Source organism: Variovorax sp. LG9.2 (genome assembly GCF_035018885.1).
In the GTDB taxonomy this organism is placed as follows: domain Bacteria; phylum Pseudomonadota; class Gammaproteobacteria; order Burkholderiales; family Burkholderiaceae_C; genus Variovorax.
Genome location: NZ_JASJXB010000004.1, coordinates 219,429 through 244,113, shown reverse-complemented (window position 1 = coordinate 244,113; position 24,685 = coordinate 219,429). Strand labels below are relative to the sequence as shown.

Genomic DNA, 24,685 nt, shown 5'->3' with positions numbered 1-24,685 from the left:
TCATGCACATCACCGTCTGCCTTACCGATCTCAAACCCGACGCCTGGGTCTCGGGCCTGCAACACGAATTTCCAGAGGCTCACGTTTCCGTCTGGCAATCCGGCGCCCCGCCGGCGGACCATGCCGTGGTCTGGTCACCGCCGCAGCGCATGCTCGACGAGCAGCCCGGCTTGCGGGGCCTCTTCAACATCGGGGCCGGCGTCGATGCACTGCTCAAACTCAGGATGCCGCCGCACACGCGCATCGTGCGAGTCGAAGATGCAGGCATGGCGGTGCAGATGGCGGAGTACGTTTGCCACGCGCTGATTCGTCACTTTCGGGAGTTCGATGCCTACGAGGTCGATGCACGGCAAGGCCGCTGGGGCTATCGGGCGCCGCGTCTGCGCTCGCAATTTTCGGTCGGCGTCATGGGGCTCGGCGTGCTGGGCGAGCGGGTCGCCAAGGCCGTGGCGCAATTCGACTTTCCGGTCAACGGCTGGAGCCGCTCGCCCAAGGACATCGCCGGCGTCCGCAGTTTCGCGGGGCACCAAAGTCTGGATGCATTTCTGGCGGAGAGCCGGGTGCTGGTGTGCCTGCTGCCGGTCACGCCCGACACCCGCGGCATCCTGCGGCGCGAGACGTTGACCAAGCTGAACGGCGGCGCGCCGGGCGGCTACGTCATCAACGTGGCACGCGGCGCGCATCTGGTCGAATCCGACCTGATCCCGCTGCTGGACGCAGGGCAGCTCGACGGCGCGACGCTCGACGTGTTCGAGACCGAACCGCTGCCGCCCGACCATCCGTTCTGGCGGCATCCGAAGATCACCGTGACGCCCCATGCGTCGGCGCGCACGTTGCGCGAAGAATCTATCGCGCAGATCGTCTCGAAAATCCGTGCCGTCGAAGGGGGTGCGGGTTTTGACGGGATGGCGGGCGTGGTCGACCTCGAACGCGGATACTGACTTTTCCAGGAGACCCCATGAAGCTTCCCCTCAAAGTAAAAATCGTCGATGTCGGCCCGCGCGACGGCTTGCAGAACGAAAAAAGCCCGGTGTCGGCCGAGGTCAAGATCGGCCTCGTGCACCGCCTGCAAGACGCCGGCGTGCGCGAGATCGAGGTCACCAGTTTCGTCAGCCCGAAGTGGGTGCCGCAGATGGCCGACAACGCCGAGGTGATGCACGGCATCCAGCGCAAGGCCGGCGTGCGCTACTCGGTGCTCACGCCCAACATGAAAGGCTTCGAGGCCGCCATCGCGGCGCCGCGCAACGAGTGGCCCGACGAGATCGTGGTGTTCGGCGCCGCCAGCGAAGCCTTCAGCCAGAAGAACATCAACTGCTCGATTGCCGAAAGCATCGAGCGCTTTGCGCCGGTGGTCGCGGCCGCCCGCGAGCACGGCATCTATGTGCGCGGCGCGATGTCGTGCACCGTCGGCTGTCCTTATGAAGGCGAGGTCGCGCCCGAAGCGGTGGGCCGCCTGGCCGGGCTGATGCGTGGCATCGGCGTGCAGCACCTCGGCGTGGCCGACACCATCGGCGTGGGCACGCCGGTGAAGGTGCAGCGCGCCATCGAAGCGACGCTGCAGCACTACGGCATCGACGACATCTCCGGGCACTTTCACGATACCTATGGACAGGCACTCGGCAACACGCTGGCCAGTCTGGAGATGGGCGTGTGGCAGTTCGACACTTCGTCGGCCGGACTCGGCGGTTGCCCGTATGCCAAGGGCGCCACCGGCAATGTCGCGACCGAAGACGTGGTCTACATGCTGCAGGGCATGGGCATCGATACCGGCATCGATCTGGACAAGCTCATCGATGCCGGCGTGTACATCAGCCAGGCGCTGGGGCGAGAGCCGAATTCGCGGGCGTCCAAGGCGATCCGGACAAAGCGGGAAGCGTGATGTGCGGCTCTGAACTGCACGCGCTGCCCGAGTCGGTACAGCGCGTCGCGCGGGTGCTGCAGGACGCCGGTCACGCGCACGCGCCACAGATGCTCGACGACGCTGCACGCACCGCGCAACAGGCGGCCGATGCACTCGGCATCGCGGTCGGACAGATCGCGAAGAGCATCATCTTCCGGCGCAAAAGCGACGGTGCAGCAGTGCTGATCATCACCTCGGGCGATCGCCGGGTGGACGAGAAAAAGGTCGATGCCATCGTCGGCAAGACCGGGCGTGCCGATGCCGATTTCGTGAAGGCGAAGACCGGCTTCTCGATTGGCGGCGTGTCGCCTTTCGCGCATGCCACGCCGTCCGTGACGTTGATCGATCGCGAACTGTTTCGCTTCGACGAAGTGTGGGCGGCCGCGGGCCATCCGCATTCGGTGGTGCGACTGGCACCGCAAGACATCGAGCGCTTCACCGGTGCACCAGTGGCCGACGTGACGGTGCAGGTGACGGCGGTGGATGTCGCGGCGCCTGCGCAATGAAAGTACGCGAAGTGCTGCCTGAGCCGGTCGTGCCTTCGCCCTGCGTTTCGGTCTGTCGCATGGTGACCGAAACGGCCCTCTGCGAAGGATGTTTTCGGACCCTTCCCGAGATCGCTGGGTGGCGGCACATGAGCGACGTCGAGAAGTGCGCCGTGTGGGGACTCATCGATCAACGCTCCTCGGGAACGAGAACGCAAGCAGAAGCAGAAGTGAAAGCAAAAGAGAACGAGAAGGACAAGACATCGACATGAAGCACATCACTTTCTATCTCGACTTTATTTCGCCCTATGCCTATCTGGCGTTCGAGCGACTGCCCGACGCGCTCGAAGGGCTCAGCTACAGCGTCAGCTACAAGCCGCTGCTGCTCGGCGCGCTGTTCATGCACCACGGTCATGTGGCGCCTGCCGACGTTCCGTCCAAGCGCGCCTGGGTCTATCGGCAGGCACTGTGGCTCGGCCGCGCGAACGGCATTCCCATCGACATGCCGGCCAGCCATCCGTACAACCCGCTGCCGCACCTGCGGCTCGCGCTGGCAACGACGCACACGGGCGAGATCAGCCGCTATGTGGCAGAGACGATTTTTCATGACGTGTGGCGCGGTGGTGGCGATGCGGCGGACCCGGTACGCCTGGCCTCATTGGCATCGCGGCTGACGCTGGTGCGAGACAGCAGAGGCGAGGAGGCCAAGGTTCAGTTGCGTGCCAATACCGAAGAGGCGGCGACTGCCGGTGTGTTCGGCGTGCCCGCGTACTCGGTCGAGGGTCAGGCGGTGTGGGGCTTCGACAGCTTGCCGATGCTGCGCGCGATGGTCGAGGGCGACCCCTGGTTCGACAGCGCGGCATGGCGCGATGCGGCCGACCGGCCCGGGATCGTCCGCGCGAAATAAAAGCGTGAAGGACGCCGCCGAGGCGGGTTTTCTTGCATCCTGAAACCGACCCCGCGGGTTTCCCCTCGAACTGTCAGCGTCGGTTCAGTTTGGTGAAAGTCTCGGGTCAGTCGTCGCTTCAAGAATGCGGTGCGGTCTCGTGACGAGGCCGCATCCGAATTTCAAACAGGAGACGACGCAATGGCAGCCACACTGGATTCGAAGGGGGTTCCGCATCCGGCCCCCCGGCCCATGACTCCCGAGGAACGCAAGGTGATCTTCGCCTCGTCCCTTGGCACGGTGTTCGAGTGGTACGACTTTTATCTGTACGGAACATTGGCCGCCATCATCGGTCGCCAGTTCTTCTCGAATCTCGACCCCAACTCGCAAGTCATCTTCTCGCTGCTTGCCTTTGCAGCCGGTTTCCTGGTGCGTCCGTTCGGCGCCATCGTGTTCGGCCGGCTGGGCGACATGATCGGCCGCAAGTACACCTTCCTGATCACCATTTTGATCATGGGCCTGTCGACTTTCGTCGTCGGCCTGCTGCCCAGCTACGGCACCATCGGCGTTGCCGCGCCGATCATCCTGATCGCGCTTCGCATGCTGCAGGGCCTTGCGCTCGGCGGTGAGTACGGCGGTGCTGCGACGTATGTGGCCGAACACGCGCCGCACGGCAAGCGGGGTGCCTACACATCGTGGATTCAAACCACGGCCACGCTGGGACTGTTCCTGTCGCTGCTGGTCATCCTGGGCGTGCGTACCCTGCTCGGCGAGCCCGAATTCGCTGCCTGGGGCTGGCGCATTCCGTTCCTGGTGTCGGTGCTTCTGTTGGCGGTGTCGGTGTGGATTCGCCTGTCGCTGTCCGAATCGCCGGCGTTCCAGAAGATGAAGGCCGAGGGCAAGACCTCGAAGGCGCCTCTGTCGGAATCGTTCGGCGAATGGAAGAACCTGAAGATCGTCATCCTGGCGCTCGTCGGTCTGACCATGGGCCAGGCGGTCGTCTGGTACACCGGCCAGTTCTACACGCAGTTCTTTTTGACCGGCTCGCTGCAGGTCGACGGTGCGACGACCAACGTGCTGGTGGCACTGTCCCTCTTGATCGGCACGCCTTTCTTCCTGATCTTCGGTTCGTTGTCCGACCGGATCGGCCGCAAGCCCATCATCATGGCCGGCCTGCTGATCGCTGCGGTGACGTACTTCCCGATCTTCCGCATGCTGACCGAAGCGGCCAACCCGGATCTGGCGAAGGCGCAAGCCGCATCGAAGGTTGTCGTGACCGCGGACCCGAGCGAATGCTCGTTCCAGTTCAACCCGACCGGTACGGCCAAGTTCACCAGTTCGTGCGACATCGCCAAGCAGGTGCTGGCCACGCGCTCGGTGAGCTACGACACGGCTGAGGGCACCGGCACGGCCAAGATCTCGATCGGCGACAAGGTCATCGAGTCTTACGCCAGCAAGGGCCTGCCGGCCGACGAAGCCAAGAAGAAGGACGCCGACTTCAAGGCCGCCATCGGCGCTGCATTGAAGGAGCATGGCTACCCGACCAAGGCCGACCCCGAAAAGATGAACAAGCCGATGATCGTGCTGCTGCTCACCATCCTGGTGATCTACGTGACGATGGTTTACGGCCCGATCGCTGCCATGCTGGTGGAGATGTTCCCGACCCGCATCCGCTACACCTCGATGAGCCTGCCGTACCACATCGGCAACGGCTGGTTCGGCGGCCTGCTGCCGGCTACCGCGCTGGCCATCGTGGCGCAGACCGGCAACATGTACAACGGGCTCTGGTATCCCATCGTGATCGCGCTTGTGACGCTGGTCATCGGCGTGATCTTCGTCCGCGAGACGAAAGACGTCGACATTTACGCGAACGACTAACTCGTCGCAACCCAAAAAGCCCCGCGAGCCACAAGGCCGCGGGGCTTTTTTCATGGCGTGGCGGCTGACAGGGGTGCGCGCAAGACCCTGCCACGGCGCTGCCACGGCACGCTGCCCATAATGTTTGCCCCACCTCCAGGCAAGCAATGACACAGGGCTCCATTCGCATCCGCGGCGCACGCCAGCACAATCTCCAGAACATCGACATCGACATCCACACGGGTGAGATGACGGTGGTCACCGGCCCCAGCGGTTCGGGCAAGTCGAGCCTGGTGTTCGACACGCTCTATGCAGAAGGGCAGCGCCGCTACGTCGAGACCTTCTCTGCCTACGCGCGCCAGTTCCTCGACCGCATGGACAAGCCGGCGGTCGACAAGGTGGAGGGCGTGCCGCCCGCCATCGCCATCGACCAGACCAACCCGGTGCGGTCGTCGCGCTCGACGGTCGGCACCATGACCGAGCTGAACGATCACCTGAAGCTGCTCTACGCGCGCGCGTCGCAGTTGTTCGACCGCGAGACCTCGTTGCCGGTGCGGCACGATTCGCCCGACTCCATCTACACCGCGTTGGCCGTGCGCGCGGCCGCCGCTGGAGACCCGCGCGTGGTGCTGACGTTCCCGGTCGAACTGCCGGCGGCGACCAGTACCGAAGAAGTGACGCAATGGCTCTCGGCCAGCGGGTTCACCCGCGTGCAGGCCGAGCGTGAAGTGGCGACGCCGACCGGCCCGCGCAAGGTGCTCGACGTGGTGGCCGACCGCTTTCGCATCGCCGGTGCCGAACGGGCACGCGTGCTGGAAGCCATCGAGACTGCGCTCAAACGCGGTGCTGGGCGGCTGACGGTTTATGCATCGCTGCCCGCGCCCGTCCTCGCGGCAGAGGGCGTCGTCGACGGCGCTGTCGTTCCCGAGCCGGCGCAAGAGATCTGGAAGTTCTCCACCGGCCTGCATTGCCCCGAGAGCGACATTCGTTACACCGACCCGATCCCGTCGATGTTCTCGTTCAACTCTGCGGTGGGCGCCTGCGAAACCTGCCGCGGGTTCGGCCGAGTGATCGGCGTCGACCTCGGGCTGGTCATTCCGAACGACCGGCTGACGCTGCGCGCGGGTGCGATCAAGACTATCCAGACGCCCGCGTGGAAGGAGGCTCAGGACGATCTGATGCGCCACGCCGAAGCCGCCGGCATTCCGCGCGACACGCCGTGGAACAAACTGACCGACGAGCAGAAGCAATGGGTCATCGAAGGCTCGCCCAACTGGAAGGGCAAGTGGAACCAGCAGTGGTTCGGCGTCAAGCGTTTCTTCGCCTATCTGGAAAGCAAGGCCTACAAGATGCACATCCGCGTCTTGTTGTCGAAGTACCGCAGCTACACGCAATGCCCGACGTGCGCCGGCGCCCGGCTGAAGCTCGACAGCCTGTTGTGGCGCATCGGTAGCAAGGCCGATGCCGATGCCGAGCTGCCGCCCGAAAAGCGCTTCATGCCGAGGGGCGTGAAGTGGTCGCGCGCGCAGCTCGAGTCGCTGCCGGGGCTGTGCCTGCACGATCTGATGATGCTGTCGATCGAGCGGCTGCGGCGGTTTTTCGATGGGCAGCAGCCCTCGGCCGAACGCCCCCTCGCCAACCTTCCCCCAGAGGGTGAAGGAGCAAGCCACGGTGATGCCCAGGCCCTCAAACTCCTCTTCGAAGAAATCACCACCCGCCTGCGCTACCTGCACGACGTCGGCATCGGTTACCTCACGCTCGATCGACAGAGCCGCACGCTGAGCGGCGGCGAGGTGCAGCGCATCAACCTCACGACGGCGCTCGGCACCTCGCTGGTCAATACGCTGTTCGTGCTCGACGAGCCCAGCATCGGCCTGCACCCGCGCGACATGAACCGCATCACCGAAGCCATGCTGCGGCTGCGCGACGCGGGCAACACGCTGGTGGTGGTCGAGCACGATCCGGCCGTCATGCTCGCGGCCGATCGCGTGATCGACATGGGGCCCGGCCCTGGCATCCGCGGCGGGCAGATCGTGTTCGACGGCACCACCGACCAGCTGCGTGATGCCGACACGCTGACCGGCAACTACCTCGGCGGTCGCAAGAAGATCGGCATGGGCTTCAAGCGACTGGTGAGCGAGAACACGCACCGGCTCATCCTTGAAGGTGTGCGCGAGCACAACCTGCAGAGCATCACAGTCGAGCTGCCGTTGCAGCGGCTGGTGTGCATCACCGGCGTCAGCGGTTCGGGCAAATCGACGCTGGTGCAGGACGTGCTGGCGCCCGCGTTGATGCGGTACTTCGGCAAGACGACCGAATCGCCGGGGGCGTTCGACCGCATGCTCGGTGCGGACTACCTGAGCGACGCGGTCTTCGTCGATCAATCGCCCATCGGCAAGACCGCGCGCTCCAACCCTGCGAGCTATGTCGGCGCGTGGGATGCCATCCGCGAGATCTTCGCGACGGCGGCGTTGTCGCGCCAGCGTGGCTACACGGCCAGCAAGTTCAGCTCCAACTCAGGCGACGGGCGCTGCCCGACCTGCGGCGGCTCGGGCTTCGAGCACGTCGAGATGCAGTTCCTGTCGGACGTGTACCTGCGTTGCCCGGACTGCGATGGCAAGCGTTACCGACCCGAGATCCTTGAGGTGACCATCGAGCGCGGCGGCAAGAACTACAACGTCGCCGACGTGCTCGACCTGACCGTCGCCGAGGCGGCCACCGTGTTCGCAGTCGACCGCGAAGTGCTGCGCGTGCTGCAACCCATCATCGACGTGGGGCTCGACTACGTGAAGCTCGGCCAACCGGTGCCGACCTTGTCGGGCGGCGAAGCGCAGCGGCTCAAGCTCGCCGGCTTCCTGGCCGAAGCTGCCAAGAGCGCGACGTCGAGCAAGCAGGCGGTCGCGCGCAAGGGAACGCTGTTTTTGTTCGACGAGCCGACCACCGGCCTGCACTTCGACGACATCGCGCGGCTGATGCGAGCCTTGCGCAAGCTGCTCGACGCCGGCCATTCGCTGGTCGTGATCGAGCACAACCTGGACGTGATCCGCGCCAGCGACTGGTTGATCGACCTCGGCCCCGAAGGCGGCGAGGGCGGTGGGCAAGTGGTCGCGACCGGCACGCCCGAGGCCTTGCGCGAAGACCGCGCATCGCTCACCGGCGCAGCATTGGCCGACTATGAACTGGCGATCGGTCCCGACGCCTACAAGGTGGCCGAGCGCAATGCGCGCCGCTATTCGGGCAAGACGAAAGCCAAGGCGCCGGGCAGCAACGCGATCCAGATCGTGAATGCGCGCGAGCACAACCTGAAGAATCTTTCCGTCGACATTCCGCGCGGCAAGTTCAGCGTGGTCACCGGCGTCAGCGGCTCTGGCAAGTCAACGCTTGCTTTCGACATTCTCTTCAACGAAGGGCAGCGCCGTTACCTCGAATCGCTCAACGCGTATGCGCGCAGCATCGTGCAACCGGCCGGTCGGCCCGAGGTCGACGCGGTATATGGCATTCCACCCACGGTGGCGATCGAGCAGCGCCTGTCGCGTGGCGGCCGCAAGAGCACGGTCGGTACCACCACCGAGGTATGGCACTTTTTGCGGCTGCTGTACGTCAAGCTCGGTATCCAGCACTGCGTCAACGACGGTGCAGCCGTGCAGCCGCAAACGCCCGACAGCATCGCGGCGCAACTGCTCAAGAACTTTCGCGGCCAGCACATCGGCCTGCTCGCGCCGCTGGTGAGCAACCGCAAGGGCGTGTACACAGAACTGGCCGATTGGGCCCGGCCGCGCGGCTTCACGCACCTGCGTGTCGACGGTGGGTTCTTGCCGACGACCGGTTTCCCGCGGATCGACCGTTTCAAGGAGCACAGCATCGAACTGCCGGTGGCGAGTCTCGATGTGCTGCCGGAGAACGAAGCCGAGTTGCGCGACGCGCTGCGCCGCGCGCTGGAGCACGGCAAGGGCGTGGTGCATGTGTTGAGCGAACTCACCGGCCTGCGCGCCGCGATGATGGCCAACGCGCCGACCCATGGCATCGGCCACGTGCATGTGTTCTCTACGTTGCGGGCCTGCCCGATCTGCAGCACCAGCTACACCGAACTCGATCCGCGGCTCTTCTCGTACAACAGCAAGCACGGCTGGTGCCCCGATTGCGTCGGCACCGGTGTCAAGCTGAACAAGGACCAGCGCAAGGTGTTCGACGACTCGGTGCTCGGCGCCGACCAGAAGGGCCGCGAGCAAACCTTTGCGGAGCCGGAGGCCGAAGACGTCGGTGACGTGGCCTGCCCGACCTGCGAAGGCACACGTCTGAATGCGATCGCGCGCGCCGTGCTGTTCGGAGCCGCGCCCGACGCACCGGCCACAGGCGCCGTGAACCCGTTCGGCATCGGTGGGATCGGCATCACGCAACTCGCGCGCATGAGCGTGATCGAAGTGCGCGAGTGGTTCGAAACACTGCAGCTGGTGGGGCGCGAAGCGGAGATCGCGCGTGACCTGGTGCCGGAGATCAAGAGCCGCCTCGAGTTCCTCAAGGAAGTCGGACTCGGCTACCTCACGCTCGACCGTGGCGCGCCCACATTGAGCGGCGGCGAGGCACAGCGCATTCGCCTGGCGGCGCAACTTGGCAGCAACCTGCAGGGCGTCTGCTATGTACTCGATGAGCCGACCATCGGCCTGCATGCACGCGACAACCAGATCCTTCTCGACGCGCTGCACAAGCTCGGCGAAAAAGGCAACACGCTGGTGGTGGTCGAGCACGACGAAGACACCATCCGGCGCGCCGACCACATCATCGACATCGGCCCGAGCGCGGGCAAGCGCGGTGGGCGATTGGTTGCCGAGGGCTCGGTCGCCGACATCGAGGCCGCGGCTGATTCGCAGACTGGCCGCTATCTGCGCAATGCCATCAAGCATCCGCTGCAGGAGCGCCGTCCGGTGCCGGCGCCCGAAGTGGGTGCCCCCGGCTGGTTGACGGTGCGCGGTGCCAATCTGCACAACCTGCAGGAGGTGACGGCGTCGCTGCCGTTGCATCGATTGGTGGCGGTCACCGGCGTCAGCGGCTCGGGCAAGTCGACGCTGGCGCGCGACGTGCTGCTGGCCAACGTGTATGCGATCGTGGTGCAGCGAATGACCAAGGCCGGCCGCGATAACGATGCCGCAGGCAAGCGCGCCAGATGGGCCGGCTGCAGCGCGGTCGAGGGCTACGAAACCATCGACCGCGTGCTCGAAGTCGATCAGACGCCGATCGGCAAAACGCCGCGCAGCTGCCCTGCCACCTACATCGGTTTCTGGGACACCATCCGGAAGCTGTTCGCCGACACGCTGGAAGCCAAGGCCCGCGGCTACGGTCCGGCGCGCTTCAGCTTCAACACCGGCGAAGGCCGCTGCGCTGGATGCGACGGTGCTGGTGTGCGCACCATCGAGATGAGCTTTTTGCCCGACGTGAAGGTGCCGTGCGAGGTGTGTCACGGCGCCCGCTTCAATCCCGAGACGCTTGCGGTGAGCTGGCGCGGCAAGAGCATCGGCGAAGTGCTGCAGATGGAGGTCGACGATGCCGTCGAATTCTTCGCGGCCATGCCGAACATCAGCCATCCAATGCAGTTGCTGAAAGACGTGGGGCTCGGCTACCTGACGTTGGGCCAGCCGTCTCCGACGCTGAGCGGCGGCGAGGCGCAGCGCATCAAGCTGGTGACCGAGCTGAGCAAGGTGCGCGACGACATCACGCGGCGCGGTCAGAAGGCGCCGCACACGTTGTACGTGCTGGACGAGCCGACCGTCGGGCTGCACATGGCCGATGTCGAGAAGCTGATCCATGTGCTGCACCGGCTGGTGAACGGCGGGCATAGCGTGGTGGTGATCGAGCACGATCTGGATGTCGTCGCCGAGGCCGACTGGGTGATCGACCTTGGGCCTGAAGGTGGTAACGCTGGTGGTCGCGTCGTGGCGGCGGCACCGCCGGAAGAAGTGGTGCGTTTGGGCACGCACACCGGCGTGGCGCTGGCGCCTGTGCTGGCGCGGGCATAGGCGCGTTGGGTGGCGCTGCGCTGGAGGGGTTTGCGCCGGCGGCGTACCTGCCGCTGCGCATCAGGGTGCGCACGTCGCGGGCGGGACTTCCCGATTGCTGGCCGGAAGCTGGCTCGGTCCAATTTGGGCCCAGTCAAGGAGTCTCCCTCATGTCCTCGGCCCGGTACACCCAATTTGCGCAGGACACGATGGCGCGGGAGAAGGTCTTGATCGAGAAACTGGGGCTGGCGAAGGGGCAGTAGGGGGGGCGTTACGTGCATAACTTTAGCCGTTCTTTAAACACGTCGGCGCCAACGTGTATAGAAATTCAAGTTTTCTATGCATGTTGGAGATAACATGCAAGAAAACTTTAATCCAGTCTGATGCACAGCCTCCCGCCCCTTGAGCAGCTCGATGCCGGGCGTTTTGACACGCCGGCAATCCTGAAAAAGCTCGCCAGCGCGAGCCGGCAACTGGCCGAACTCAAAGGCATCGCGGCGGCGATCCCGAATCAAGATATTCTGATCAACACGCTGGGCCTGCAGGAAGCCAAAGCCAGTTCCGAGATCGAGAACATCATCACGACGCACGATGAACTGTTCAAGGACGATGTGCTGCCCGAGGCCTTTGCCAACCCGGCCGCCAAGGAAGTGCTGCGCTATCGCCAGGCGCTACGAATCGGCTTCGATCTGGTGCGCAGCAGCGGGTTGATCACCTCCAATCAGATCGTCGAGATCCAATCGGAACTGGAGCGCAACAACGCCGGTTTTCGCAAGCTGCCGGGCACGGCCCTGAGAGATGGCGCCGGCCGCACCGTCTACACGCCGCCGCAAGACCCGGCCGAGATCGTCGCGCTGATGCGTGGGTTGGAGCGCTTCATCAACGAGCCCGACTTGTTTGCTGTCGATCCCCTGATCAAGATGGCGCTGATCCATCATCAGTTCGAGAGCATTCACCCCTTCTACGACGGCAACGGCCGCACCGGGCGCATCGTCAACGTGCTCTACCTGGTCAAGGAGGGGCTGCTCGATAGCCCGGTGCTCTACCTGAGCAGCTACATCATGCGCAACAAGGCCGACTACTACCGCTTGTTGCAAACAGTGCGCACCGAAAACCGCTGGGAAGAATGGGTGCTTTACCTGCTGGAGGCGGTGCAACAGACGGCGGCGCAGACCATCGGGACCATCAACGCGATCAAGGCCGCATTGGCAGACTACAAGCAACGCATCCGCGCAGGCTACAAGTTCTACAGCCAGGATTTGATCAACAACCTGTTCATGCACCCGTATACCAAGATCGATTTCATCCAACGCGACTTGCAGCTGTCACGCCTGACCGCGACCAAGTACCTGGACGCACTGGCCGAGGGCGGGTTCGTGCAAAAGCAGAAGATCGGTCGCAGCAACTACTACGTCAATCTGGCGCTCACCGCGATCCTGCAGGGCGACGTTGCATGAACGCCAAAGCCGGGGTGCGCTCAACAAGCCCTGGCTTGGCCGATCCACTCGGCCCCATGCGTGGCCAAGTCCGAACCTCAGCGCACGACCCGACTCTCCAGCACCGCCCGCGCGACTTCGGCAAACCCCGCCCCACGTTCTCCCTGCGTGATGTAGCGCGGCAGGTGCGTCAGCTTGGGCACGAAGCGCTGCACATTGGCCACGCCGATGCTGTTCGCAAAGGCGTCAAACATCAGTTGGTCGTTGGTCGAATCGCCGACGTAGGCCCAGCGGCTTATCTCTGGGTCCAGCGCGCGGCCCCATAGCTCCCGCACGATCCAGCGCGCGCCGACCAGCTTGTTGTGGTTACCGTACCAGCCGTTGATGTGGATGCTGCTGACCGTCGCGTGCAGGCCTTCGCTGCGCATCAGCGCGACCACGGCGGCGATCTGCGTCTCGCTCAATCGCGTGAACTCGCTGTGGTCAATCGCGATGTCGGTCTCGCGGCCCGGTGAGTCGGTGGCGCGCTGCGCGCCGGGGATCTCGTGCTCGATGCGCGCCAGCACGCCTTGCATGCGCGTGAAGTTGACGGCGCGCGTGGCGACGTCTTGTTGGTGGCGCTTGCTCAACACGCCCGCGTGGTCGGCAATCAGCGCCACCGCACCGTTCTCGGCAACGATCGCATCGACCGGCCATGCAGCCGCGAAGGGCTCGCTCCAGCCGACCGGGCGACCGGTGATGGCGACGACCTGCAGGCTGGCGGCCTTCAGGTCGAGCAGCGCCTGCAAGGCGTCGGGCGTGATGGCGCCGTCGGTGGTGAGCGTGTCGTCGATGTCGGTCAAAACACCCAGCAGGCCGCGCCGGGCGTTCCACGACCATCGCGCCAACGGCAGCATGGCGGCCTGCGCCAGCTTCAGCCGGCGCTTTGCAGCGCCAGCCCGGCGTGCTCGCGCAACGGATGAAAGTGGACCTTGGGGAAGCGTTCCTGCGCGAGCCGCACGTCGTACGGCGACGTGCACAGGTACGCAAGCGTGTTGGCCGCGTCGAGCGCCATGCGTGCCGGGTAGGCGTTGACGAAGTCTTTAAGTTCCGCCGGCGTGTCGGCAGTGATCCAGCGGGCGCCGGTGTACTGGCAACCTTCGAGCCGTACGTCGACGTCGTACTCGCCCTTCAGCCGGTGCTGCACCACTTCGAACTGCAGCTGGCCGACAGCGCCGAGCAACATCGGCCCGCCGATCTCGGGGCGGAACACCTGGATCGCACCTTCTTCTCCGAGCTGCGCCAAGCCTTGTTGAAGCTGCTTGGTACGCAGCGGGTTCTTCAGGATCACCGTCATGAAGAGTTCGGGCGCAAAGAAGGGCAGGCCGGTGAACATCAGGTTGGCGCCATCGGTGATGGTGTCACCGAGCTGCACGCCGCCATGCGTGGTGAAGCCAACGATGTCGCCGGCATAGGCCTCTTCGACCGCCTCGCGGCGCTGGCTCATGAAGGTGACGACGCTGGTCGGCCGCAGTTCTTTCGACGTGCGCTGCACCTTCAGCTTCATGCCCGGCGTGTACTTGCCCGAGGCCATGCGCACGAAGGCGATGCGGTCTCGGTGCGATGGATCCATGTTGGCCTGGACTTTGAACACGACGCCGGCGAAGTCCTTGTCTTCCGGCTGCACTTCCTTCACCACAGGCTGGCGATTGACCAGCGTGGTGCTGGTGCGCGACTGCGGCGGCGGCGCCAGATCGACCAACGCATCAAGCACTTCCATCACGCCAAAATTGTTGACGCCAGAGCCGAAGAACACCGGCGTCTGCTTGCCCGCGAGAAAGGCTTCGCGATCCCACGTCGGCGAGGCACCGGCTGCCAGTTCCATGCTCTGCTCGGCAGATTCGAACTCGCTGCCGAAGCGCTTGATGAGCTCGGCGCGGTTGTCGAGGCGAATGGTTTCGAACTCCTGCGGCAGTCGCTCCTTGCCGGAGTCGAACACCGTCATGGTCTGGGTGCGCAGATTCATGATGCCGCCGAAGGATTTGCCCTGGCCGACCGGCCAGGTCATCGGCACGCAGGGCATGCCGAGCTCGCGTTCGATCTCGTCCATGATGTCAAGCGGCTCGCGCACTTCGCGGTCCATCTTGTTGACGAACGTGATGATGGGCGTGTCGCGCTGCCGGCAGACTTCGATCAGGCGGCGCGTCTGGGCTTCGACGCCGTTGGCCGCATCGATCACCATCAAAGCCGAGTCGACGGCGGTCAGCACGCGGTAGGTGTCTTCTGAAAAGTCCTTGTGGCCGGGCGTGTCGAGCAGGTTGATGACGTGGTCGCGGTACAGCATCTGCATGACCGATGAGGCCACCGAAATGCCGCGCTGCTTTTCGATCTCCATCCAGTCGGAGGTGGCGTGCCGCGTGGCCTTGCGCGCCTTGACCGAACCGGCAATCTGGATCGCACCTGAGAACAGCAAGAGCTTTTCAGTGAGCGTGGTCTTGCCGGCGTCTGGGTGGGAGATGATCGCGAAAGTGCGACGGCGACGGGTTTCGGAGGCGAAAGACAAAGTGGGCAATCTGCGGGGGGATTGCCCGATTTTACGGATGCGCTCCTGGCTTCTCCCGCACGGGGCTAGCGCGACGCCACAAAGCCGTAGTCATGCCGGTCGCGTCGAGCGCGCCGGCAGCCCTCTCACTTGCGCTGCAGCAGCTTGGTCACTTCGTCGACGTTGTCCTGCACCCGCTGGCGCACGACTTCGAAAGCGTCCTTCTGCGACTTGGCCGCCAGGTCGGCCAGCTCCTTGATGTCGTCGATGGCACGCTGGAACGACGCGCGACCCAGTTCGTCGAGCTTGGCAAGATTTTCTTTCGGGTCTTTGCCTGGGGCCGCCTTGGCTGCGGACTGCCATTCGGCAATCGCGCTCTTGATCATCTCGGTCTGACGCTGCACCACCGTCTGCAGGCCCTTGTACGACTTTTCGTTGGCCTGCATCACGGCCTGAAGGTCCTTGCGACCGCTGTCGAGCAGCTTGCTGCCGGCGCCGGTCAGGTTGACGCTCTGCAGACGCTCGGCCATGCCCTTGAGCATGTCGGCCGGGCTGGGGATTTTGGTGTTGCCCTGCGAAGCGGTGGGCTGGGCGGCAGCTTTCTTGGCGGTGGCCATGGGAGTCTCCTGAGGTTTGAGGAAGGCGGACGCCGCGCCTGTCGATGCGGAAATCCGTTGCCACGATACGCCGCAGCGGCGCGGCTGCGGCGGTTCTCTTCGCCAATTTACTTCCGGGATTTCCCTTGGATTACATCGGCGGCGTGAAGCCGTTGCGGCCGGCCAGCACGCGCAGTGCCGTCGGGGTGCCGTTGCGCTCTTGCGCGTTGATCAGCACTTTCGCGCCGGGGACCAGCAGGGCGTCGGTTACGGGCTTAAAGGTCACGACGGGCACGTTCGGCGGAACGATGAGCGTCTTTTCACCGCCCTTGTAGCTGAGCTTCAACTGCTGGCCGCCGCGCACGTTCTTCGGCGCCGCGGCGAGGTCGGCCACCGTCGCATTGGTCATGGTGCTCTGCGGCTGCAAGTCCCATGGGAAATGGCCTTCGCCGGTGCCACGCGCTGCTTCAGGGAACACCAGCACTTCGAGCGCTTTTTGCGTGCCGTCCGCCTGCGGCATCGCTGCCGTGCCGATGAAGCTCCCTTGCTTGATGTCGCTCAGCTGGATTCGGTAGACCTCGGAGATCGGCATGTCGGCGACCCGTGCCAGCGAAACGACTTCGCCGCCACGGTCTTTGACGATGACCTGCTTCTGGTCTGCGTAGACGACGGTGCCGCGAATGCGCACTGTCGGCGCCGCAGCAGGTGCCGCCGCCGGGCTTTGAGCGGCAGCTGTGACGGGAAGCGTCCCGAGAGCGAACAACGACGCCGAAGTCAGAAGGAGGGAGGCAAGCGGTGAAAGCGTGCGGAAGGAAGAGGTGGGGGGTTGGATCATCGCCAGAGCCTAATGCGACCTGAGAATTTCGGCTTGTCGGCGGTAACGCCGACCCTTCCGGGCGGTGACGCACGCAATCGGGCGTCTGCGCTAAAATCCGTCGTTCCGAGGAGCGTTGCAGCGCCATCAGGCGTGAGGCTCGGACCACATCGCAACCACGCTCAACCGCTGTTCTCGCGGTGAGTCGATCTACAGGTCTACCTTCCCGAGCGCGGCGGCAATTCTCAAACTTGCTTTGGAGTTCTCATGAGCGCTGTTCTCGAATCCGCATCCGCCGTCGCAATCCCTCTCAAATTGACCGATCAGGCCATCGCCGACATCACGCTGGCCGCTTGGGGCCGCAAGGAAATCCGCATCGCGGAGACCGAAATGCCGGGCCTGATGGCCATTCGCTCCGAGTTCGCGAAGTCGCACCCGCTCAAGGGCGCGCGCATCACCGGCTCGATCCACATGACGATTCAGACCGCGGTGCTGATCGAAACGCTGCAAGCCCTCGGTGCCGACGTCCGCTGGGCATCGTGCAACATCTTCTCGACGCAAGACCACGCAGCCGCTGCCATCGCAGCCGCCGGCACGCCGGTTTTCGCCGTCAAGGGCGAGACGCTGACCGACTACTGGGACTACACCCACGCCATCTTCGACTTCGGACCCAAGGGCTCTAAGGGCGAAGGCCCCAACATGATCCTGGACGACGGCGGCGACGCCACGTTGCTGATGCATCTGGGCCAGCGCGCTGAAAAAGACCTGGGCGTTCTCGCGAACCCGACCAGCGAAGAAGAGCGCATCCTGTACGCCGCGATCAAGGCCAAGATCGCTGTCGACAGTACCTGGTACACCCGCAAAGCCGCCGAGATCATCGGCGTGACCGAAGAAACGACCACGGGCGTTCATCGCCTGAACGAGATGTCGGCGAACGGCACGCTGCAGTTTCGCGCCATCAACGTGAACGATTCAGTCACCAAGAGCAAGTTCGACAACCTGTACGGCTGCCGTGAATCTCTGGTCGACGCCATCAAGCGCGCGACCGATGTGATGATCGCCGGCAAGGTGGCGGTCGTGGTGGGCTACGGCGACGTGGGCAAGGGCTCGGCACAAGCGCTGCGCGCCCTGTCGGCGCAGGTATGGGTCACCGAGGTCGATCCGATCAATGCGCTCCAGGCTGCAATGGAAGGCTACAAGGTTGTGACCATGGAATACGCTGCCGACAAGGCGGATATCTTCGTGTCGGCGACCGGCAACCTGTCCGTCATCACGCACGACCACATGGTCGCCATGAAAGACCAGGCCATCGTTTGCAACATCGGTCACTTCGACAACGAAATCGATGTCGTGTCGATCGAGAAGTACGAGTGGGAAGAGATCAAGCCGCAAGTCGACCACATCACCTTCCCGGACGGCAAGAAGATCATTTTGCTGGCCAAGGGTCGCCTGGTGAACCTGGGCTGCGGCACGGGCCACCCGAGCTTCGTGATGTCGTCGTCGTTCGCCAACCAGGTCATCGCGCAGATCGAGCTTTTCACCAAGCCCGACGCGTATGAAGCCGGCAAGGTCTACGTGCTGCCCAAGCACCTCGATGAGAAGGTCGCGCGCCTGCACCTGAAGAAGGTCGGCGCCATGCTGACCGAACTGACGCCAGCGCAAGCGGCCTACATCGGTGTCGATAAAAACGGCCCTTACAAGCCTGACACCTACCGCTATTGATAGCGCATGCGCGCTGATCAATTGTTGGTGGAGCGCGGCATGGCCGCGTCTCGATCGCAGGCCGTTCGCTTGATTGCGGGCGGTTTGCGCTGGCGCGATGCGGGCAGCAGCGACGCATGGCGTGACGTGGCCAAGAACCGCGACGACCTGCCTGAATCGGCCGAGCTCGACCTGGTCGACGGCGCCGAAGCGCGCTACGTTTCGCGCGGAGGACTCAAGCTCGAAGGGGCTTTGAAGACCGCAGGCATCGATGCGACGGGGCTGCAGTGCCTCGACATCGGCCAGTCGACCGGAGGCTTCACCGATTGCCTGCTGCAGCACGGTGCGGCGAAGGTGGTCGGCGTCGACGTCGGTCACGGCCAGTTGCACGCGAAGCTGCGCGAAGACGAGCGTGTGATCGCGGTCGAAAAGGTCAATGCGCGAGCGCTGACCGCGGTCGACCTGATCGCTTCGAGTGTCGACGCCGAGGACGACCCCGAGACGATGGAAATCGAATTCGAGCCGCGCTTCGACCTGATCGTGGGTGACCTCTCGTTCATTTCGCTGACGCTGGTGTTGCCGGCGGTGGTGCCTTTTCTAGCAGCCGATGGCCGCATGCTGATGCTGGTCAAGCCGCAGTTCGAACTGCAGCCGGGCCAGGTCGGCAAGGGCGGCATCGTGCGCGATGCGGCGATGTACCCGATCGTGGAGGCACGCTTGCGCGAAGCCTGCGCTGCGCTGGGACTGCGTGTTGTGCAGTGGTTCGACAGTCCGATCGTCGGCGGCGATGGCAACCATGAGTTTTTCATTCACGCCGTTCGCGCGGACGGCGCTCCAGGAGCCGGCGATGCGCCTTCCGCTCAGCTTTGAATTTTTTCCGCCGAAGACGGTCGAGGGCGCGACCAAGCTGCGTGCAGTCCGGCAGCAGCTCTACACGCGAAAGCCCGAATTCTGCTCGGTGACGTATGGCGCCGGAGGCTCGACGCACGACGGCACCTTCAACACGGTGCGTGAAATTCTGGGCGAGGGCGTGGATGCGGCGAGCCACTTTTCGTGCATCGGTTCGACCAAGGCAACCGTGCGCATGCAGTTGGCCGAACTCAAGGCGATGGGCGTCAAGCGGCTGGTCGCATTGCGCGGCGATTTGCCCAGCGGCTACGGCGTTGGCGGCGAGTTTTTGTACGCAAGCGATCTGGTCTCGTTCATTCGCGAAGAGACAGGTCGCGACTTTCATATCGAGGTCGCTTGCTACCCTGAAGTGCACCCGCAATCGCGCTCGCCCGAGGCCGACTTGCGGGCTTATGCGGCCAAGGTCGAAGCGGGCGCCGATTCGGCCATCACGCAGTATTTTTTCAGTGCCGAGGCCTACTTCCGCTTCGTGGATGAAGCCCGCAAGTTGAAGCTCGACGTGCCTGTCGTGCCGGGCGTCATGCCGATCACTAACTCGACCCAACTCATGCGTTTCTCGGACGCCTGTGGCGCTGAGATTCCTCGCTGGATTCGTCTTCGGCTGCAGGGTTTTGGCGACGATACGGCGTCGATCAAGGCGTTCGGACTCGATGTCGTCACCGACCTGTGCGTGCGACTGCGAGACGGCGGCGCACCTGCCCTTCATTTCTACACGATGAATCAGGCTGCTGCGACCTTGGGAGTTCTGGAGCGCATCGAGTGAATGTCGCGTGCCCGGCCGCCCGCCATGCGGGGTGGACCGGATCGCGTCGCGCGCTGCGAGGCGCGCTGGCCGGTTTGCTGTGTCTGCTTGCGGCCTGCGGCACACCGCCGCCCGATGCCAATGCGCCCAAACCTGACGCGTCAGCGGATTCATCGGGGCGCTTTCGGTTACGGCCGTTGCCACGCGAGCTTGCGGTGCCGGCCGGTGCCGCTCCACGTTCGCAAGTGCCATCGGTGCGCTACGAGCTCTCCATCTCAGGAACTGGCGAACTCTCGCCGGACGATGGCGTCCCCGGTGACGGAAGCCCTCGCGAAATCTTCGAGCGCGGTGGCGCTTCCTGGTACGGCATCCAGTTTCACCAGCGCAAGACTGCCAACGGAGAGCGCTTCGACATGACCGCATTCACGGCCGCTCACAAGACACTGCCATTCAACACGCGTGTCTGCGTGCGAAGCCTGGTGAATGGCAAGGAGGTGTTGGTGCGGATCAACGATCGGGGGCCCTATGCGCTGGGTCGCATCATCGATCTGAGCCGCGCTGCGGCAGATCAGATCGGGCTGACGTCAATGGGGATCAAGCAGGTTGCGTTGTCGGTGATCGATAAGAAAGACATGCGTTGCAGCGGCGCGGCCGTCGACTTCGCCGATGCGCCGATGGCGGGTGATTCTGCGGCGTCGCCTTCGAGCACGCGGAAGGTACCGGTCAAGCCATCGAATCGCAAACGCCGCTAGATATCGGCGTTGAATGAACGGTCGCAGAGGCGCCGAAACTCAGCCGCCGCTGTCGAGCGAAAACGCCGCATGGCGGTCTTGCGCCAGAAGCTCTACCAACTGAGGCAACGCCGCGGCCAATTGCGGTTTCAAGGTAAACGGCGGATTGATCAAAAACATGCCGCTGGCTGGCAGGCCGGGTCGCTTAGTCTCGCCAGTGGGCGTAGATGTCAGCTTGCTGGACTTTACGGTGAGCGTCGCGTGCAACCACGACTTACCGGCCTTGGTCGCCATCGTCTTGAGGCGGCGCGGCAAATCGTGCGCTTCAGGCCTCGGAATGATCGGATACCAGACGGCGTAGGTGCCGGTGGCGAATCGCTTGAGCGCTTCGGCCGCGAACTCGAGCACGCGGCCGTAGTCGCTTTTGATCTCGTAGCTTGGGTCCATCAGCACCAATGCGCGACGCGATGGTGGGGGCAAGAATTTGCTGGCGCTCAAGAAACCGTCTTCGCGCAGGACGGCAATCTGCCGACCTGCGTCGAGTTGCGCGATGTTGGCGTCGAGGGTTTTGGCATCGGTGGGATGCAACTCGTATAGTTTCAACCGGTCATGGTCCCGCAACAGATGCTGGATGATGAAAGGCGAGCCAGGATAGATCTTGGCGCCGCCTTTCGGGTTGAAGTCGGCGATGACGCCGAGGTAGCGGGCGATGGCGTCCGCGAGGGGCGCGCCGTCTTTCGGCTTGGCTGCCATCAGTCGCAACAGACCTTCCGCCGCCTCCCCGCTGGTGTCGGCGTAGTCGCCATCCAGACGGTACAAGCCGGCGCCGGCATGCGTGTCCACCACGGTCAGCGCCGCGTCTTTTTCGAGCAAATGAGTGAGCGTGGCGATCAACACCGTGTGCTTGAGCACGTCGGCGTGGTTGCCGGCGTGGAAGGCGTGGCGGTAACTGAACATGGGTCGATGGTACCCGCCAGCGCCGAATCTTTATATAATAGAAGGCTTCGCAGCGCTTTTGTGGCCCCGCGGCGAAGCGTGAACCCCACCTAAGAGATTCCCGTCAGAGGAACGCCGACCGTGGAAAAGGGCCCGCCAAACCCTCTTTTAAAGAGAATCTCATGACCAAAACTTTCAGCGCCAAACCCGCTGACGTGGTGCACGAGTGGTTTGTGGTTGACGCGACCGACAAGGTCCTCGGACGAGTAGCCAGCGAAGTTGCTCTCCGTTTGCGCGGCAAACACAAGGCCATTTACACGCCTCACGTCGATACCGGTGACTTCATCGTCATCATCAACGCAGCCCAGCTTCGTGTCACCGGTGCCAAGCCGATCGACAAGATCTACTACCGTCACTCGGGCTACCCGGGCGGTATTTCGGCTACCAACTTCCGCGACATGCAAGCCAAGCATCCCGGCCGCGCGCTGGAAAAGGCCGTCAAGGGCATGCTGCCCAAGGGGCCCCTCGGCTACGCCATGATCAAGAAGCTCAAGGTCTACGGTGGCGCAGAGCACCCGCATACCGCGCAACAGCCCAAAGTGCTGGAAATTGCAGGCTTGTCCACCAACGCCCAACGTGAGGCCGCCAAATGATCGGTGAATGGAACAATGGCACCGGCCGTCGCAAATCGAGCGTCGCCCGTGTGTTCATGAAAAAGGGTACCGGCAAGATCACGATCAATGGCAAGGACATTCAGGCCTACTTTGGTCGCGAAACATCCATCATGATCGCGAAGCAGCCGCTGTTCCTGACGAACAACGTCGAAGCTTTCGACATCATGATCAACGTGAATGGCGGCGGCGAATCGGGCCAGGCCGGCGCGGCGCGCCACGGCATCACCCGTGCGTTGATCGACTACGACGCGACGCTCAAGCCGGTGTTGAGCCAGGCTGGCTTCGTGACGCGCGATGCGCGCGAAGTCGAGCGGAAGAAGGTCGGCTTGCACTCTGCTCGCCGCCGGAAGCAATTCTCGAAGCGTTAATTCGCTTTTGGAGCTGCTGTTTGGGCTTACTGCCCTCGCAGTCAAAACGCCGCCTTCGGGCGGTTTTTTGTTTGTTGCAGTAGCATTGCCTTCATTGGCTGCACGTGCTCGCACGTTTGGCCGCACTTACAGGAGTACTCACATGAGCGCCGTTGCCGAAAATATCGTTTCTGAAATGCCTGTTCCGAATATGCCGGAACCGATTTTGTTTACTGACAGCGCCGCCGCGAAGGTGGCTGACTTGATCGCCGAAGAAGGCAACCCTGAACTCAAGCTGCGTGTCTTCGTGCAGGGTGGCGGATGTTCTGGTTTCTCGTATGGTTTTACGTTCGACGAGATCACCAACGAGGACGACACCACGATGACCAAGAACGGCGTCTCGCTGCTAATCGACGCCATGAGCTACCAGTATCTGGTGGGCGCTGAGATCGACTACAAGGAAGATTTGCAGGGCGCCCAGTTCGTCATCAAGAACCCGAACGCGACCAGCACTTGCGGCTGCGGCTCCAGCTTCTCAGCCTGAGATTTGCAGAAGTTCTTCGCGTTTGTTTGAACAGCCGCCTAAGGGCGGCTTTTTGTTGCCTGAGTTTTTGCGATGACGCTTCCTGTCGGATCTAATTCAACGCCCATTTCTCCGGTGCCCCCTTCGGCGCCAGCACCGGGCTATCGCAAAAGTCTGCTCTGGCTCGTCGCCATCGGCTTTTTCATGCAGACGCTTGACGCGACCATCATCAACACCGCATTGCCCGCCATGGCGGCGAGCCTGGGCGAAAGCCCGTTGCGGATGCAGTCGGTCGTGGTGGCCTATGCGCTCACGATGGCGATGCTGATCCCAGCCTCGGGCTGGATCGCCGACCGTTTTGGTACGCGCCGCGTCTTCTTCTCCGCCATCTTGTTGTTCGTGCTCGGGTCGGTGCTTTGCGCCGCATCGCATGGCATCGGTCAACTCGTCGCGTCACGGGTGCTGCAGGGGCTCGGAGGCGCCTTGCTGCTGCCGGTAGGACGGTTGTCGCTGCTGCGTACGGTGCCGCGCGCCGAGTTTTTGCAGGCGATGAGCTTCGTCGCGATTCCGGGGCTCATCGGACCGTTGCTCGGCCCAACGCTGGGCGGCTGGCTGGTGCAGTACGCGTCGTGGCACTGGATCTTCTTGATCAACGTACCCGTGGGTCTGGTCGGCTGCATTGCAACGCTCAGGCTCATGCCCGATCTGCGCGGCGCCGTACGGCATCGCTTCGACGGGGCAGGCTACGCGATGCTCGCCTTTGGCATGGTCGCGATTTCGCTGGCGCTCGACGGCGTCTCGGGTGCCGGCATGCGGCAAGTCGGCGTGCTGATGTTGTTGATCTTCGGTTTCGCCAGCATCGTCGCTTACTGGCTGCACGCTAGCCGGCGCGCCGATCCGCTCTTTGCGCCGTCGCTATTCAAGGTCCAGACACTTAGCATTGGCTTGATCGGCAATCTGTTTTCGCGCCTAGGCAGCGGCTGCATGCCCTTTCTGGTGCCGTTGCTGCTGCAGGTGTCGATGGGCTATTCGCCACTGCAGGCGGGGTTGATGATGTTGCCGATCGCGCTGGCAGGCATGGCGATGAAGCGCTTCACCACGCTGCTCATCACGCGCTATGGCTACCGAAAGGTGCTGGTCGTCAACACGGCGCTGGTCGGCGTGACGATGGCGTCCTTCGGGCTTGCCGCGCCGGGCCAGCCGATCGTGCTGAACATCTTGCAGCTCTTGGCTTTTGGTGCGGTCAATTCATTGCAGTTCACCGCCATGAACACGATCACCTTGAAAGATCTCGACGGTAGCATGGCGAGCACCGGTAACAGCCTGCTGTCGATGGTGCAGATGCTGGCCATGAGCCTCGGCGTGGCCGCTGCAAGCGCGGTGCTGGCGGGCTACACCGGCATCTTCGGTGGCACTGCGCCGATCACGTCGATCGAAACGCTGCATGCTTTTCAGGCGACGTTCGCTAGCATGGGATTGATCACGCTGGCATCGACGCTGATCTTTTGGCATCTGCCCGCGGAAGCCAGGGCCATTCGACCGGCACAGCCCGAGGTGTCCGGCCAAGGCTGAAGCGCCGACTGCTGCGACCAGCGGCCAGCGACCAGCGGCCAGCAACCAGCAACCAGCAACCAGCA

General features: G+C 63.7%; 21 protein-coding genes and 1 riboswitch. Of the genes, 16 read left to right on the top strand and 5 right to left on the bottom strand.

From position 1 onward, the window contains the following. Positions 1–2 precede the first annotated feature (2 nt). From QN413_RS06365 to QN413_RS06330, 8 genes are all read left to right on the top strand, one after another. Positions 3–941 (top strand): glyoxylate/hydroxypyruvate reductase A, encoded by a 939-nt coding sequence (locus tag QN413_RS06365; protein WP_323495770.1) that lies wholly within the window; start codon positions 3–5, stop codon positions 939–941. 17 nt (positions 942–958) lie between these two features. After that, positions 959–1,879, top strand: coding sequence for a hydroxymethylglutaryl-CoA lyase (locus QN413_RS06360; protein WP_323495769.1), 921 nt, complete (start codon positions 959–961; stop codon positions 1,877–1,879). Continuing rightward, positions 1,879–2,406, top strand: a complete 528-nt coding sequence (locus QN413_RS06355) for a YbaK/EbsC family protein (protein ID WP_323495768.1) — start codon at positions 1,879–1,881, stop codon at positions 2,404–2,406. The genes QN413_RS06360 and QN413_RS06355 overlap by 1 nt, the downstream gene beginning before the upstream one ends. After that, positions 2,403–2,657, top strand: a complete 255-nt coding sequence (locus tag QN413_RS06350) for a DUF1289 domain-containing protein (protein WP_323495767.1) — start codon at positions 2,403–2,405, stop codon at positions 2,655–2,657. Before QN413_RS06355 ends, QN413_RS06350 begins: the two co-directional genes overlap by 4 nt. Continuing rightward, complete coding sequence (locus QN413_RS06345) at positions 2,654–3,292, top strand: 2-hydroxychromene-2-carboxylate isomerase (RefSeq protein ID WP_187053147.1); 639 nt, start codon at positions 2,654–2,656, stop codon at positions 3,290–3,292. Before QN413_RS06350 ends, QN413_RS06345 begins: the two co-directional genes overlap by 4 nt. Positions 3,293–3,472: 180 nt before the next feature. Continuing rightward, complete coding sequence (locus QN413_RS06340; RefSeq protein ID WP_323495766.1) at positions 3,473–5,149, top strand: MFS transporter; 1,677 nt, start codon at positions 3,473–3,475, stop codon at positions 5,147–5,149. 146 nt (positions 5,150–5,295) lie between these two features. Continuing rightward, complete coding sequence (uvrA, locus tag QN413_RS06335) at positions 5,296–11,139, top strand: excinuclease ABC subunit UvrA (protein WP_323495765.1); 5,844 nt, start codon at positions 5,296–5,298, stop codon at positions 11,137–11,139. Between the two features lie 362 nt (positions 11,140–11,501). After that, entirely contained in the window at positions 11,502–12,575 is a 1,074-nt protein-coding gene (locus QN413_RS06330) for a Fic family protein (protein ID WP_323495764.1), read from the top strand. Between the two features lie 77 nt (positions 12,576–12,652). On the opposite strand, the gene QN413_RS06325 is transcribed toward QN413_RS06330, so the two are convergent. The 4 genes from QN413_RS06325 to QN413_RS06310 all read right to left on the bottom strand — a co-directional run bounded on the left by QN413_RS06325 (position 12,653) and on the right by QN413_RS06310 (position 16,506). Next, the gene (locus tag QN413_RS06325; RefSeq protein WP_323495763.1) at positions 12,653–13,450 is read right to left on the bottom strand and encodes an HAD-IIB family hydrolase; all 798 of its coding nucleotides are present in this window, start codon (positions 13,448–13,450) and stop codon (positions 12,653–12,655) included. Positions 13,451–13,467: 17 nt separating this feature from the next. After that, positions 13,468–15,096, bottom strand: a complete 1,629-nt coding sequence (locus tag QN413_RS06320; protein ID WP_323495762.1) for a peptide chain release factor 3 — start codon at positions 15,094–15,096, stop codon at positions 13,468–13,470. A gap of 125 nt (positions 15,097–15,221) precedes the next feature. Next, entirely contained in the window at positions 15,222–15,692 is a 471-nt protein-coding gene (phaP, locus tag QN413_RS06315) for a TIGR01841 family phasin (RefSeq protein ID WP_323495761.1), read from the bottom strand. 130 nt (positions 15,693–15,822) lie between these two features. After that, positions 15,823–16,506, bottom strand: coding sequence for a hypothetical protein (locus tag QN413_RS06310; protein WP_323495760.1), 684 nt, complete (start codon positions 16,504–16,506; stop codon positions 15,823–15,825). Positions 16,507–16,607: 101 nt separating this feature from the next. Next, positions 16,608–16,676: riboswitch (S-adenosyl-L-homocysteine riboswitch) on the top strand. Positions 16,677–16,752: 76 nt separating this feature from the next. Here QN413_RS06310 and ahcY point away from each other — a divergent pair. From ahcY to QN413_RS06290, 4 genes are read left to right on the top strand one after another with little or no spacing between them, the layout of a single operon-like run. Next, a complete protein-coding gene (gene ahcY / locus QN413_RS06305) occupies positions 16,753–18,207 on the top strand; it encodes an adenosylhomocysteinase (RefSeq protein ID WP_323495759.1) in 1,455 nt (484 codons plus the stop codon). 6 nt (positions 18,208–18,213) lie between these two features. Then, positions 18,214–19,056 carry a TlyA family RNA methyltransferase gene (locus tag QN413_RS06300; RefSeq protein WP_323495758.1) on the top strand — a complete coding sequence of 281 codons (843 nt, stop codon included), beginning with the start codon at positions 18,214–18,216 and terminating at the stop codon, positions 19,054–19,056. Then, a complete protein-coding gene (gene metF, locus QN413_RS06295) occupies positions 19,034–19,858 on the top strand; it encodes a methylenetetrahydrofolate reductase [NAD(P)H] (protein WP_323495757.1) in 825 nt (274 codons plus the stop codon). The genes QN413_RS06300 and metF overlap by 23 nt, the downstream gene beginning before the upstream one ends. Continuing rightward, positions 19,855–20,589, top strand: a complete 735-nt coding sequence (locus QN413_RS06290) for a septal ring lytic transglycosylase RlpA family protein (protein WP_416352147.1) — start codon at positions 19,855–19,857, stop codon at positions 20,587–20,589. Before metF ends, QN413_RS06290 begins: the two co-directional genes overlap by 4 nt. 39 nt (positions 20,590–20,628) lie before the next feature. Here QN413_RS06290 and QN413_RS06285 read toward each other — a convergent pair whose 3' ends face one another. Then, positions 20,629–21,525, bottom strand: a complete 897-nt coding sequence (locus QN413_RS06285; RefSeq protein WP_323495756.1) for a 23S rRNA (adenine(2030)-N(6))-methyltransferase RlmJ — start codon at positions 21,523–21,525, stop codon at positions 20,629–20,631. Between the two features lie 161 nt (positions 21,526–21,686). Between QN413_RS06285 and rplM the strand changes: the two genes are divergently transcribed. The 4 genes from rplM (at position 21,687) to mdtD (ending at position 24,620) form a co-directional block, all read left to right on the top strand. Then, positions 21,687–22,157: a 50S ribosomal protein L13 gene (rplM, locus tag QN413_RS06280; RefSeq protein WP_187053138.1), complete on the top strand. Its 471-nt coding sequence runs from the start codon at positions 21,687–21,689 to the stop codon at positions 22,155–22,157. After that, entirely contained in the window at positions 22,154–22,546 is a 393-nt protein-coding gene (rpsI, locus tag QN413_RS06275; RefSeq protein ID WP_187053137.1) for a 30S ribosomal protein S9, read from the top strand. The genes rplM and rpsI overlap by 4 nt, the downstream gene beginning before the upstream one ends. A 142-nt stretch (positions 22,547–22,688) precedes the next feature. Beyond that, positions 22,689–23,069 (top strand): iron-sulfur cluster insertion protein ErpA, encoded by a 381-nt coding sequence (gene erpA, locus QN413_RS06270; RefSeq protein WP_323495755.1) that lies wholly within the window; start codon positions 22,689–22,691, stop codon positions 23,067–23,069. A 72-nt stretch (positions 23,070–23,141) separates the two neighbouring features. Continuing rightward, positions 23,142–24,620, top strand: coding sequence for a multidrug transporter subunit MdtD (mdtD, locus tag QN413_RS06265; RefSeq protein WP_323495754.1), 1,479 nt, complete (start codon positions 23,142–23,144; stop codon positions 24,618–24,620). Positions 24,621–24,685 lie beyond the last annotated feature (65 nt).

Bases quoted from the DNA above. Each gene is read 5' to 3' on its own strand.
- rpsI (WP_187053137.1), top strand. From the start codon at position 22,154: ATGATCGGTGAATGGAACAATGGCACCGGCCGTCGCAAATCGAGCGTC.
- QN413_RS06340 (WP_323495766.1), top strand. From the start codon at position 3,473: ATGGCAGCCACACTGGATTCGAAGGGGGTTCCGCATCCGGCCCCCCGG.
- erpA (WP_323495755.1), top strand. From the start codon at position 22,689: ATGAGCGCCGTTGCCGAAAATATCGTTTCTGAAATGCCTGTTCCGAAT.
- uvrA (WP_323495765.1), top strand. From the start codon at position 5,296: ATGACACAGGGCTCCATTCGCATCCGCGGCGCACGCCAGCACAATCTC.
- QN413_RS06300 (WP_323495758.1), top strand. From the start codon at position 18,214: ATGCGCGCTGATCAATTGTTGGTGGAGCGCGGCATGGCCGCGTCTCGA.
- QN413_RS06310 (WP_323495760.1), bottom strand. From the start codon at position 16,506: ATGATCCAACCCCCCACCTCTTCCTTCCGCACGCTTTCACCGCTTGCC.
- phaP (WP_323495761.1), bottom strand. From the start codon at position 15,692: ATGGCCACCGCCAAGAAAGCTGCCGCCCAGCCCACCGCTTCGCAGGGC.
- QN413_RS06355 (WP_323495768.1), top strand. From the start codon at position 1,879: ATGTGCGGCTCTGAACTGCACGCGCTGCCCGAGTCGGTACAGCGCGTC.
- mdtD (WP_323495754.1), top strand. From the start codon at position 23,142: ATGACGCTTCCTGTCGGATCTAATTCAACGCCCATTTCTCCGGTGCCC.
- QN413_RS06325 (WP_323495763.1), bottom strand. From the start codon at position 13,450: ATGCTGCCGTTGGCGCGATGGTCGTGGAACGCCCGGCGCGGCCTGCTG.
- QN413_RS06345 (WP_187053147.1), top strand. From the start codon at position 2,654: ATGAAGCACATCACTTTCTATCTCGACTTTATTTCGCCCTATGCCTAT.
- ahcY (WP_323495759.1), top strand. From the start codon at position 16,753: ATGAGCGCTGTTCTCGAATCCGCATCCGCCGTCGCAATCCCTCTCAAA.
- QN413_RS06285 (WP_323495756.1), bottom strand. From the start codon at position 21,525: ATGTTCAGTTACCGCCACGCCTTCCACGCCGGCAACCACGCCGACGTG.
- QN413_RS06330 (WP_323495764.1), top strand. From the start codon at position 11,502: ATGCACAGCCTCCCGCCCCTTGAGCAGCTCGATGCCGGGCGTTTTGAC.
- rplM (WP_187053138.1), top strand. From the start codon at position 21,687: ATGACCAAAACTTTCAGCGCCAAACCCGCTGACGTGGTGCACGAGTGG.
- QN413_RS06350 (WP_323495767.1), top strand. From the start codon at position 2,403: ATGAAAGTACGCGAAGTGCTGCCTGAGCCGGTCGTGCCTTCGCCCTGC.
- QN413_RS06365 (WP_323495770.1), top strand. From the start codon at position 3: ATGCACATCACCGTCTGCCTTACCGATCTCAAACCCGACGCCTGGGTC.
- metF (WP_323495757.1), top strand. From the start codon at position 19,034: ATGCGCCTTCCGCTCAGCTTTGAATTTTTTCCGCCGAAGACGGTCGAG.
- QN413_RS06360 (WP_323495769.1), top strand. From the start codon at position 959: ATGAAGCTTCCCCTCAAAGTAAAAATCGTCGATGTCGGCCCGCGCGAC.